The organism is Mycoplasma wenyonii (genome assembly GCF_003265155.1).
GTDB classification, from domain to species: Bacteria; Bacillota_I; Bacilli_A; order Mycoplasmatales; family Mycoplasmoidaceae; genus Eperythrozoon_A; species Eperythrozoon_A wenyonii_C.
Map to the genome: position 1 here is coordinate 1 of NZ_QKVO01000016.1, position 12,441 is coordinate 12,441.

Below are 12,441 nucleotides of genomic sequence, written 5' to 3' on the forward strand. Positions count from 1 at the left end.
TATTTTTGACTATTTCTGTATCCTGTATGTTCCCTATTTTGATTATTGGTAATAAATCTCCTTCAATATTTTCTTTAAATTGATCTTTTTCAGAAATGGTTAATCCTCTTTGAAATTCACAAATCTCACCTAATTCAACCCATCTAATGTTTTTTTTCATTTTTCTAAAAAATTATGAAATCTAAATAATTAGTTTTTATTTTCAATTCTCTTATTTATCAGTAAACAAATTTTTAGGAAAATCTAATCCTATTCACAATTACTTATTTAATTCTGATTAGTAACTGATAATTTTTGGAATTTAAGTTTTTAGTCTTTGATTATTTTGATTTCAACCTTCTTTCACGTTTAATCAAGTCTTTTTATTTTGACTTAATTATTCCGCTACTTGTTCGTTCACGACGACAAATAAAGTTGTAGAAAATTTCTCTTTATATCAGGAATTTGATTTTCAATTACTTATTTGATATGTAGATTTAAATACTATTTTTAATTAATCTTTTTTAAGTTCTATTGAAATATCAGAATTACTTGGTCTTCCCCTAAACATTGAATTTGCAGATTCTTTACAAATCATTTCCAATCTTTTTGTATTACTATTTCAATTCTTTCCATTAATAGTACAAGTGCTCAAGTCTATTTGCATTATGTTTTTTATAGGGTTTGATTTTTGTCCAGATTCATCTCATTTGAAAATACTATATTTGGTCACATTTTCTTTCGGGCTATTTCGCCAACTGCAAGGAGGCATGCGGTCACCATTTATTGTTGTATAGTTAGTTGACGATCCTTCTCGTTTCATTAAGAAATATTTATTACTGTTAGAGTTAACGGTACAAAGAATATAACTAGCACTTAAATCTTGACCATCAGCAGATACTGTGAATCCGGAACCAAATTTAAGATTTTCTTGTTCTTCGGCTCCTGTCCCCTTTGTAATTTGAACCAATAATTCCTTTCCTCCGCTTCTTTCTCTCCCAAAAGTTCAATTAAAGTCAGAAAGAGACTTTCGGAAATTTGATGACTTTCTAGTTCTGTGTTGCTGAGAGTCACCTATAGTTCCTCGAGTTTTTTCTCGTCTCGTTACTTTATCGGTAGATCTAAAATTTGAAGCCTCTAAAGAATTTCTTTCTTGTGTAACTTGATCAGAAATTTGTGCTTGTGGTAGGTCGGCAACATTAGCAACTGATTGCCCCCCCCTCGTTAAAGCATAAACTCCATATCCACACCCAGCAACTACAGGAATAATTGATAAACAATAACCTAAAGGATTCATGAATTTTCTACTATTGAACCCTTATTAGAACAGATGTTATTCTTTTTTGATTATTTTTTCCCACTCCATCTTTTTCATTCACTTTTTTATGCTTTCTTTTTTCTTTAGCTAAGTAAAAATAACCCCTCTCTATTTATAAAAAATTAATATATAAATTTCTCTTTCTATCTAAAAAGGATCGAAAAACCAACTTTTTGACTAAAGACCAAATACAAACCCACATACTTGAAAACTTAGAAAAACAAGGCTATTAAGTTGATTTAGCAGAAACTAAAGAAGTTAACAATTTCATTATTGTTGAAGATTTAAGAAAGTTTTTAAAAAATTACAGTAATTTCCCTGCAGAATTAGAAAAGAGCATTCCAATTATCACAGGTAATTCTTTTGAACTATTTCATAATTGTCACTTATTGAGGTGAATTAAAACATTTTCAATCAACTTTCAACCACTAGAAAATAATATTTTCAGGGCTATTGGCTATCAAAAAGAAATTGGGAATACTCTAGACCTAATTATTTATATAAATGGAATACCTGTAATTACTTGAAAGATTGGAGATGAAGATGACAATATTGAAAGAATTTATGAACAACTAAATACAGAATGTCATAAATTTCAACAGATATATAGTTTCAATGTTTTTTCTTTAATTTCCAAGGGATTAACAGAGACTAGATATGGAATTCCCTGAGTAAAAAATGAACTTGACGAGCATTGAGGTTGAGAATGAAGAGACTTAGAGGGAAGAGATATTTGTTTTAAGGGAAGTTCCATAGCTTATGTTATTGAGAATTTATTGAACAAAAAAGACTTACTCACCATAATTAAGTACTTCATTTGTGCCCCTAATGATGATTACAGAAAAAAGAAGATTTGTTGATATCAGCAGTTTTATTTGGCCTCTAAATTTGCAAGAGAAATAAATTCTTGCATTAAATCTGGAAAAAAACAAGCTGGCATTCAAAGAGTTGTTCCAAGATCAGGCAGAGCCCATATTCTACTTTTTTTGTGCAAATTACTTATCTCAAAAAAAATGCCTATAGTTATTTTTTTAGATAGGGTAGATGTCCGGTACAAATTATTTGAAACATTTCAAGGTTATAAAAAGTTTTTGAATGTATCAGAAATTTGTGAAATGAGTTCTGGAAAATTTTATAGTCGTTCCTATGACTATGAACAAATTCTTTTTGCCGACATAAACGTTTTAAAAATTATGGATGAGGTAATTTGCCTCGATAAGGTAATTTGTATTTTTTATGAAGTTGGATCTAGAAAGTACACCATAGGAATTAGTCATACAAAAGATATAAGTGGAAAAGAAATCAGTGTAATTCCGAGAATGGAACGATTAAAGATGTATCTCCCAAATGCTATTTTTTTAGAAATTGCTTCCGATACTAAAAAACATTCAACAGATATATTTGGAAAGGTTCATGGAGATGAGTATCAACTTGATGACTTGGTGACAGATGGTATTGCAATGAAATGAGATTATGAAGACAGAAGCCAAATTAGATCTATTTCGGGCTCACAGAGCGATATCTTCGCGGGGGGGGCAGGATGCAAATAGAGAAAAGAACTCAAAGAGTTATTAGAGATATTGTTGAACACTATGAAGAGAGATGCAGAAGAAAAAACACAACAGAAAAGGCAATTGTATTTTTTGGAACTCGTAAGGCCGCTATAGCCGCATATAGAGCACTTAGAGAAATTAGACCAAACTATTTTTCCGAAGAAATTAATGAAGAATCTAAAGTACACTTGATTATGCCTCAGGATGCTAAAGATAAAAAAATCTTTTTAAATTGAAAAGATAAAAAACTTGATTTTTTTTCATTGGTCGGAAATGACACTTGAAGAGAAGAATTGAAAGCTAACTTCTTAAAAGAAAATTCCACATTCAGAATAGCAATTGCAGTTGGACATTTAATAAGAGGATTTTCAAATGATCTATTAGACACAATTTATTTGGACAGATCTCCTCCCGAAACTGTTTTGAGGCAAGTAATTACTAGAGTTAATGGAAGAGCTAAAGGAAAAACAAATGCCTTAATAGTAAGTTACAATTCCACGGCCACAAGAGCGCTGAAGAAATTGTGAAAAGAACAACTGCAGTCTTTGAGTCTAGAGAAGGCTATTTCACAGTAGAATTTGTTTTTTAACCAATTGTTATCTTGAAAGATCTCAAGATATTCTTTTAGAAAAGGTCCTTAATAAGAAAGTATCTATCTCCCCCTCCTGTAACTTAGTTAATTTATATATTTCTTCTTCAAGTGCTTGTTGATATTCAAAAATAGGTTTGCACATATTATTGAACTCTTTAATCTTGGTTTCAGGCAGTAAATCCAGATAACAATTCTTCAGTTCCACTGTACTCACTGTTCTTTTTGAGGTGATTGAAGGAATACTTTTAATTAAGTTGTTGAAATTTTCTCTCAATAATCAATAACTATAGGGAATTCTTAAAGCTTCGTGAGGAGTCAAAACAATGAAATGGGAACTAGAAGCAAATCCTACACAACCAACCCAGAGATTTAATATGTGTTTTTGTTCATCATCTTCGTATACTTTTGCGGAAAGAAGGAGTTTATCTGATTCACAAAAGTCGCAATTGCATAACTCACAACTTTCAACAATTAGTTTTTTAAAACTTGAAAAAATAAATTTACCTAATTGATTTTGTAAATCCTGAAGCTTAGGGACAGATAATCCTGTTTTCTTTTCGATAGAAAATAGTTCTTTAAAGTTTTTAGTTATTAATTTTTCATCCTTAGATAGGAAATAAAAATAATTCTTCATTCATTCATCTAACTCCCGACAAATAGATTGTTTTACTTCTATTAATTCTTGTAAAGCTTTCTTCTTTTCTAGTATTTCTTGTTGAGCTTTTAAGGAAGGGATATTGAGAAATAGGTTTTTTTCAAGACTTTCTCAGGAAATTTGATTATTCCTAGAAAACTTAAAAGTTAGAAAAGCTAATTTATCATCAAATCTTTGATCTTGAATTAATAATTCCAAAAAATCTCTATTCAAGATCTCACTTTTTGTTCTAAATACAAAAAAGCTGTTGCTTGTAAGGGCAGTCTCTTTTTTTCTGTAAATAGCTACTGAAAACTTTTTACTACTTTTATTGACATTATTAAGATTGGCCACAAAATCTCCCTCTTCCACCTTTAAATAATTACTACTTCTAATTACATCAATATTCTTGGATTTCAAAATAAGCATTTGTTTGTCTGCACTCGGAACTATTAGTTTCAAAGATGAATCTTGAGGACTGATTGTTCTATTTCTTACAACATATTCACCAAAAGACTTCAGTGCGAACTTAGAAAGGGGTTTTTCTTTCTCTTTTCTCTTATCAGCTTGTAAAACAGACTTTTGCCTTTGATATTTAGATTCAGGGATATAGTTGTTTTTTTGATCTTGTAAATTGGGTTTAATTATCTGAATATCTGGAATAGGACTTTTATTTACTTGAGGAGGAGTGTAGTTGTAATTGAATGTATAGCTAGATGTTTTGGGAGATGCTTGATAGGATTTTTGAGGAGAATTTACCTTGAAAACATCGGAATTAATTGTTTTTGAGGAATGTAGTTGATTAGGTTTAATTTTTTGAATATCTTGGGTAGGACTTTTATTTACTTGAGGGGGAGTGTAATTGTAATTAAATGTATAGTTAGATGTTTTTTGAGATGTTTGGGAGGATTTTGAGGAATATATTTGATCCGGCCTTAAAGAATTTTTTGTTCGTTCTGTTTCGGTTGTATAGTGGTATGAATGTTTTTTGGCATAATTAGGAATTTGCTCGGGAAATTTAATAATTCTTTCTGATTGAGATTCTTCAATTTCTTTAACTTCAATAATTGGCTCTGCAAATAAATTTTTTTTATTTTTAAAAAAATTGATTAATTTATCCTTTAAGCCCAATGGAAACTAGGATTTCTTAGTAAAAAGCTTTAAAACATTCTCTCTCTTTTCCTCCTCCTTCTTAAAAAGAATCAATAAATTTTCTTCAATTTCTTTTCTTCTTACTTCTCACTCTAAAACTTGCTCTAATTCTTTATTTGAGTTATCTGACACATATTGGTCTTGAAACAAGGAGAAATCAGCCGCTTTGATTTCCTCCAAAGTGACACTTTTGTAACTTATCTTTTCATTTTCATTTATTTCTTGTATTGAAAATTCGTATCTTCAGTCCTGTAAAGTCTTAACAATTTTTTCAATATCTTTCAAGGATAGTTGTAAATCGCCACTAACTCTAACCCCCACACCCTTTCTAGCATCAATAAATAAGACTTCTTGTGTTCTATTTCTGCAAGTTTTCGCTTGATCGCCAACTATAATTGTCTTTTTCGCTTTATTCTTATTGATTACAAGAATAGAGAGTTGAATGTCGTCATTATAGACTAGCCTTTTTGGTAGCAATATAACTGCTTCTATTAAACCATTCTCTATTATTCTTTGTCTTATCCTCTTTTCATCTCCACCGCCATGCAAAGCCCTTTGAGGTATTAAAACAGTTGCTATACCATGACTTGACAGCTTATTAATTATGTGTAGTATTCAAGCATAATTGGCACTTTTAACAGGGGGGATTCCATACCCTTCTCATCTAACATCGTCAATTAAACCTTCTTCATCCCTTCAATCTGACTGATTTGAAGGAATACTTGCAACAATATAGTCCATCTTCTTTCCAACATGCTGTTCTCTATTAAAAGTACAAGCTGGCTCCCCGAAAAAAGGCTCTATACCATTAATAGCGAAATTAATTTTTGCTAAGCTGTGCATCTCTCAATATCTTTCTTGCCCATAGAAGGAAAAAAGAGATTCAAATTCAGTTTCATCCATATCTTTGTAAGTTTTCTTGATATATTTAGAGGCCTCCAACAAAAGGCTCCCTGTCCCGAAACAAGGATCATAAATTCTTGCCGGCTTATGCTCTATTTCCAATAATGTAACTAATAACTTAGAAGCAGTTAACTGAGTGTGTTTATTTTCTTTTTCTTGCTTTCCGATGATCTGAGCAAATTCATTCAATAATTCTTGAAAGTTATTTATAAATTCTTCCTCTGAATCAGCCTCTTCATAAATCCTTTCAATATCATCCATAATAGTTCTCAGACTACCTTGTTTTAGTCCTGACTGAGTGAAACAATATCTTTTAATAACTCCTATTAAACGATTGTCTTCTTGTTGAATTAACTCAAAGGCCTTATCTAAACAAACCCCAAGATTAGACTCTTGTGATTGTTGAAGTATTTCTGATCATCTAGCTTCTTTCGGGAGGTAAGTTACATTTTTTTCAAAATAAGAGTCACTGTCTTCTAGATCATCTTCTCTCCCCTCCGTTATTAGATATTCTCTTTGTTTTTCAAATCTACCATTTAAGTGTCTCAGTAGAAATAAGCTATTAAGAATCCGGCCGTACTCAAAGCTCACTAAAGACCCTTGATAATTCATTAATTTTTTGAATCATTGGTTACTACTTAACTTTTTTGACATTTAGAAATTATTTCATTTCTTCATTGACTTTCCTTTATTCTTCTTGCGGGAAATTCTTAAAGATAAACAATAAATTCTCACAAGTTTCTTTGATTACCTTTGAAGTTTCATAAGGACTCTCTTCTTCTAAAAAGTACTTTGGAGGCCAATTATTTTTAATAAGTAGAGTTTTTCAAACTTGTTTAAGCTTGATCTTTACAGTAGTTTTCTTATCCCAATCAATGAAGTTTGTGTATTCATCACCTTTTTCTTTCAGTCCTTTTGCCAAGTCATTCATTTTTTCCTCTTCAAATTCAAATTGATATTTGTTTTTTATAGGTATTAAAACTTTGTTACAGATTAAATTGCTTCTCCATTCTTCTCTTCTTCTAGCCTGATCTTCCTTTGAAAAAGACTCTATTTCTTTTTCTAATTCCTGTATCTCTTTCTGTATTTCCCTCCTTTCTAATTCATCTCAAGCTGAGTTATGTTTTTCTATCAGGGCTTTTAGTCTCTCAGCCATTGTTTTTCCTTGTTCTCCTTTCTCTTGCAAATCATTAATTTTTTGTATTCACCGTTCCTCCATTTTTGTCAAATGTTCTGCTCGTTCATCATTTCAAGGAAGAGAAGCCTCTTCTTTCTTGTCATAGTAATTCACATGCAGGTTAATAGCATCATCTTGACTGTTTCCTTGAATGGACTGAACTGAAAAAGCTTGTTTCATTAATTCATCAATTTCTTTGACTTTCATTTGAGCTTCTCTAGAAGGATCTCTTCAAATGTTGTAGATAATGTCATAGAGCATTATTTGTTCTATACAAGATTTGTTTTTTTGAAAAGAGTCATAAGACATACATTTGTGATACTTCTTCCTTATATCCTTCAACCTAAGGAATATATCTCTTCTGTACTCATCATCTTGCTTGTCTAGCCAACAAATAGTGTTACTTATATAAATTCTTTTTCCTACTTCATCTGCCTCTAAGAATGCATCAATATCTCATTCGAAAAATTGAGAAAGCCTAACATCAAGAGCTTGTAGTTTTTCCTCTAATTCCATAACAATTTCATCTATATTTACAATTCCTGCACCACCTCCCATGCTCTCCAATGATTCCATCGCATCCCTCAGCTCTCTTTTGAGAGGAACAAAAAAGACCACTAGCCCTTCTTCTTTTTTGTATTCTTTACTTTCATAGCTTCTATTTACTCTTGAAATAGCTTGAATCAATTCGTTATCGCGCATATATTTGTTTAAATACATAGTGTCTAGGGATGGAACATCAAATCCTGTTAATCACATCCCACAAACTATTGCAATTTTGAAATTAGACTTATCTTTCTTAAATTCTCTGGCCAATTTACTATGGCTAACTAATTCATCAACTGTAGCCTTCATCTCTTCGGAATCAGTAGGACTATGGTGTGAAATTACTAGATTAACCATAGCTCTTTCTGGGAACAGAGAATCTTTTTCTTCAAATCATTGCGGTCTTAATGTTTGAAGTATGTTATACATAGTGCGGGCAGCTTCTCTGCTGTCCACCACAATCATCGCCTTACCAGAAGTTTTTTTGTCATTGACTCTTCGCTCATAGTGATCAATAATTTCTTTAGCGATAACCTCTAGTATTTTTGGAGAAGACAAAGTCTTTCTCCATCTGACTCTTCTTTCCTGATCATCTTGAATTTTTTCTGGAGTCATGTTGCCTTGTGCCATCTCTGCATAGATATTGTCTATTTGTTTTGCAATTTCTTCGTTTAATTGCAGTTTGGTTTCCCTTCATTCGGCGATGATCTGTACAGTAAATCCATCTTTTACTGATTGAGGCATGCTGTAAATATCAACAGCCCCTCCGAAAGCATCTAATGTTTGGTCTCTCGGGGTTGCTGTAAAACCAACGTAAGTTGCATTAGGAAGGGATTCGTGCAATAATTGCGCTAAAGCCTTACTTAGCCTTAATTTTTCTCCTACTGTTCTGTATTGACCTCCTCCTAAGTTGTCTTGTGTTCTATGGGCTTCATCAGAAATACATACAAAATTCCATCTACGGGAAAGAACTTCATTAATTACTCTAAATTTTTGAATATTGGTTAAATAGATTCCTCCAGAAGTAGATCCCTTAATGGTCTGCTTCAAGGGATACCTTTCATTATCTATCTTGATAACCTCTTCACATTGCAGATATTCCCTATGATCTCTGAATAACTTACTTAATTGTTCATTTAAGGCTATTCTGTCCGTTATTAGCAAAATAGTTGGTCTTTTTAATTCTGGAGAGGAAAGTAGAAGTTTAGACAAGAAAAGCATTGTGTAACTCTTTCCACAACCAGTAGAACCAAAATAAACTCCTCCTTTTCCATCTCCATTTTGGTCATTCTTACAACGAACTTCAATACTCTTTAATAGTTTGGTGGCTCCAAAATATTGTGGATATCTACAGACAACTTTTTTACTTGGATCAGTATCAGAAAAACAAATAAAAGTGTCTATAATTTCTATGATTCGCCATTTACAGAATAAGCCTCTAACTGTTGCGACCAATATGTTTTTTTGAGGCTGAACAATTTCAGACATTCTTTTTCATTCTTTATAGTCACTATACTCCCCTCAAGAAATACCATATTTGACTTCTCTTAAACCACTACATATAACGCAGAAAGCGTTATATCTAAATAATTCTGGAATTAATTTTGCGTTGTATTCAATAGACTGGAAGGCACTTAATAACAACTCATTTTTACTCTCTCCATCCTGTTTAGGAGTATTGAATTCTCAGACAAACAGAGGCAATCCATTTATGTAAACAATTAAGTCAATTTCATTAGACATTGCATTTTGAAATTCATAGTCAAGATGTGTAGCTTTAAAAGAAATCCGATCAACTATTCTGAAAATATTGTTCTCAAAATTTTTGAAGTCAATGAAATTTATTGGATACGTTTCATCATCTTCTCTCCTTCTATAGGGAAATCCCTCTCTTAATATTTGGAAGAAATATTTATTAAAAGCTTGTAAAGACTTGCTATTGTCTTTGATTTGTTCAAGAATTTCTTGTGCATCTTTTTTGTTGAAGTAATGATGTTTCTCACTAATAAATTCATAAAAATCATCAATTAAGAAAATTTCTTCTGAATTTCTTTGTAACCCCGCGCCTCTAGTGTGAAAATATCCCTCCCCTCCTTCTCCAAGAAATGAGACAACAAGATCTATTAATTCTTGTTTGGTTTTTGGTGGTGATAATAATTCAGACGACAATTTAAGTTACTTGTTGTTTCATTCCTGAAATAATTTCTTTAAAAAGGTGTCACGCACGCGTATGCGCGTAAGGCAAATTTTTTTTGATAAGTAAAAAATTTATTTCGGTAATGTTTTAATCCTAAGACTGAAAGGAAACTACCTTGAATTAACCAATCACCTTTAGACATAAACAAAAAGCAAAGAATAAAAAATCTTTAGTGGTGTAGAACTCTAAAGAGTCTACATAAGCAACAAAGCCCTTGTAATAGAGTTTATAAGTGAAATCGTTAAATTATTTCCATTTTTAAGGAAAATTTCGCGAAATTAATTGAATAACAAACACTGAATATTTAGTTAAAACCCTTTTAATCAAAAAGTAATAAAAAAGTTATCTTTAACTACTGCTTGGAAAATAATTCATCCTGACAACTTACTTCTCTCCATCTGAGACTCTTGTATTGCATATAACATTTCTTTTCTCCACTTGAAGAGAGGATTTTTGATAATCTGATTGTTTAAGTGATTTGTCAAATTCTCTAACTGGAACATCGAAAGATGAGCGAGAGAACCTTACCGGCATATCAGAACGTATATAAGTATTGAAAGTCGTTAAACAACCATTCCCTTTAAAGTATTCAAAGAATGGAAAAGGAAAGGAATTTTTAGATTTGTAATGAATCTTGAAAGTATCTTCTAGAAATTCTTTAGCTTTGTGCAAGCTTGTATCATATTATTTTTTGAATCCAGAACATTCTCTTCCTTCCCAATCTTTTAAAGAGTAGCTCAAATTCACTTTTGGATTATTTTTAGAAGTTAAGCCTTCAATCCTTTCTAAAGAATACTTATCTTTATTAAATAAATAATCACTCTTTTTGAGAATTTTCTTCGACACAATATATCACTTTGTAATTATTATTTGGGCTAGTCAAAAAGACTGTACAAGATTTCTTGTTAATCGATTCAGTTGTCTCCTCTATATCTTGAGATGCCTTTATTGATGAAGAATTATTAACTATCTGAGAAGCTGGAATAGCTATTCCTGTAATTGTAAGAGAGGAAATTAAAAGCTTACTTAATCCACTTGCAAATATAGACACTTCAATTATTCAATATTGTCGTTGATTTTAGGGGAATAAGTTCTATTTCTAATATCTATAAGAACTTTAACTTGAATTGCTTGATTAAATTTAAATTCTTATTCTTCTGGCTCTGCATCCAATAGAAGATAAATGTTTTGCAAGTCTGAGGAATGGGTTAATTTAACAATGGCTCCTGTACTATTGTCATCATCTAAATCTCCTTTGTAATCTCAATTTCCATTAATTGTGGAATTTTCTGTGTTATTGAATTGTGGACTTCAAAACTTAATTTCATACGGATAGTTTTCGTCTGCAGGATCATCTTCTGAAAATTCTGTTTTTACTTTTATTTCTAGTTTTTTAGTTACAGTTAAATCTGTTAAAACAAAAAGCGCTTTTGGAAAAGCCCCTTTTCATTTATTCTGAAAAGATGTGTCTGGTTCTCCGTCTATTCCTACATTTGTACAAGTTACTGAATAATAATCTTGTTCTTTTTGTTCTTGTGATCTGAGAATGCTTGTCATTGAATCATCGAAATCACAATTACCTCGTTCAATTGTTTCAATCTCTTGTTCAACCTCTTCAGTTTTTAAATAGTGTGGTTCTGCTGACTCAATCCCTTCGGGTAAAACAAAATCTTTCGCGGAAGCCTCAGGAATTACCAGAATTGGGGCAGGATTTTCGTTTGGCAAAGATGTTTTTAATGTAGATTGTTCTTCCAAGGTAGCTACATGTGTCATCACTGTATTAGTAGGAACATTGCCTTTTTCAGAAGATGTATTGGAAGAATTTAAGGCTGTTGCAATACCTGTACCAGTAACAGATATTGGTAGAACAAATTTAAAAAATGCTCCAATCATTATTCAGGTTTAAAAATATAAAAGTTTTTAGAAGTTTCTGAATTTACTAGTTCTACTTTGTAAGCAACAATTGTTTCATCATTGTCTTCTTCATCATCTTCACTATCTAACGAGCTACTACCTCATCTTCCAGTTAACGGTGACTTTAAAAACTTATCTCCAGTAAATAAAGTTTGATAAGCTTCTGCTCCTTCTTCAGGATCGCCTTGATCTGTCGCGACAATACTAAATCTGTTTCCTAGTTTGAATCCTTGGCCATTGCCTTGAAGAAGATCGGCGGGGAAAATACCTACTCATTTTTCTACGTCCATATCAGAAAATTCACTATTTTGGCAAGATACTGAAAAGTATGTGACGGAATCAGGGATCTTACTAATAATTTTTGGAGAGTTTTCAACTAATATACAATTTCCATCCTGTTCTTCTTCCCCAGTAAAAGTAGTTCCTGTATCACCGGATAGTACGTTACCACTAGGAGATAATAAAGGAGTTTGTGT

General features: G+C 31.7%; 10 protein-coding genes. 3 read left to right on the plus strand and 7 right to left on the minus strand.

Annotated elements, in window-relative coordinates:
- Positions 1-493 precede the first annotated feature (493 nt).
- A complete protein-coding gene (locus DNK47_RS02900; protein ID WP_112665782.1) occupies positions 494-1,276 on the minus strand; it encodes a hypothetical protein in 783 nt (260 codons plus the stop codon).
- A gap of 410 nt (positions 1,277-1,686) precedes the next feature.
- Here DNK47_RS02900 and DNK47_RS02905 point away from each other — a divergent pair, with 410 nt between their 5' ends.
- Both DNK47_RS02905 and DNK47_RS02910 read left to right on the plus strand, forming a co-directional pair.
- Positions 1,687-2,847, plus strand: a complete 1,161-nt coding sequence (locus DNK47_RS02905; RefSeq protein ID WP_112665784.1) for a type I restriction endonuclease subunit R — start codon at positions 1,687-1,689, stop codon at positions 2,845-2,847.
- A complete protein-coding gene (locus tag DNK47_RS02910) occupies positions 2,838-3,425 on the plus strand; it encodes a type I restriction enzyme subunit R domain-containing protein (protein WP_112665786.1) in 588 nt (195 codons plus the stop codon). The genes DNK47_RS02905 and DNK47_RS02910 overlap by 10 nt, the downstream gene beginning before the upstream one ends.
- 21 nt (positions 3,426-3,446) lie before the next feature.
- Here DNK47_RS02910 and DNK47_RS02915 read toward each other — a convergent pair whose 3' ends face one another.
- The 4 genes from DNK47_RS02915 to DNK47_RS02930 all read right to left on the minus strand — a co-directional run bounded on the left by DNK47_RS02915 (position 3,447) and on the right by DNK47_RS02930 (position 10,723).
- The gene (locus DNK47_RS02915) at positions 3,447-5,207 is read right to left on the minus strand and encodes a hypothetical protein (RefSeq protein WP_112665788.1); all 1,761 of its coding nucleotides are present in this window, start codon (positions 5,205-5,207) and stop codon (positions 3,447-3,449) included.
- Between the two features lie 6 nt (positions 5,208-5,213).
- Complete coding sequence (locus DNK47_RS02920) at positions 5,214-6,785, minus strand: N-6 DNA methylase (protein ID WP_112665790.1); 1,572 nt, start codon at positions 6,783-6,785, stop codon at positions 5,214-5,216.
- A gap of 34 nt (positions 6,786-6,819) precedes the next feature.
- Positions 6,820-10,023: a type I restriction endonuclease subunit R gene (locus DNK47_RS02925; RefSeq protein WP_112665792.1), complete on the minus strand. Its 3,204-nt coding sequence runs from the start codon at positions 10,021-10,023 to the stop codon at positions 6,820-6,822.
- 412 nt (positions 10,024-10,435) lie between these two features.
- Positions 10,436-10,723: a hypothetical protein gene (locus tag DNK47_RS02930; RefSeq protein WP_112665794.1), complete on the minus strand. Its 288-nt coding sequence runs from the start codon at positions 10,721-10,723 to the stop codon at positions 10,436-10,438.
- Between the two features lie 230 nt (positions 10,724-10,953).
- Here DNK47_RS02930 and DNK47_RS02935 point away from each other — a divergent pair, with 230 nt between their 5' ends.
- Positions 10,954-11,133 (plus strand): hypothetical protein, encoded by a 180-nt coding sequence (locus tag DNK47_RS02935; protein WP_112665796.1) that lies wholly within the window; start codon positions 10,954-10,956, stop codon positions 11,131-11,133.
- 67 nt (positions 11,134-11,200) lie between these two features.
- On the opposite strand, the gene DNK47_RS02940 is transcribed toward DNK47_RS02935, so the two are convergent.
- Positions 11,201-11,944 carry a hypothetical protein gene (locus DNK47_RS02940; protein WP_112665798.1) on the minus strand — a complete coding sequence of 248 codons (744 nt, stop codon included), beginning with the start codon at positions 11,942-11,944 and terminating at the stop codon, positions 11,201-11,203.
- Positions 11,944-12,441: hypothetical protein (locus DNK47_RS03515; RefSeq protein WP_220084659.1), on the minus strand; the 498-nt coding region annotated here is incomplete at its 5' end. The genes DNK47_RS02940 and DNK47_RS03515, both read right to left, overlap by 1 nt.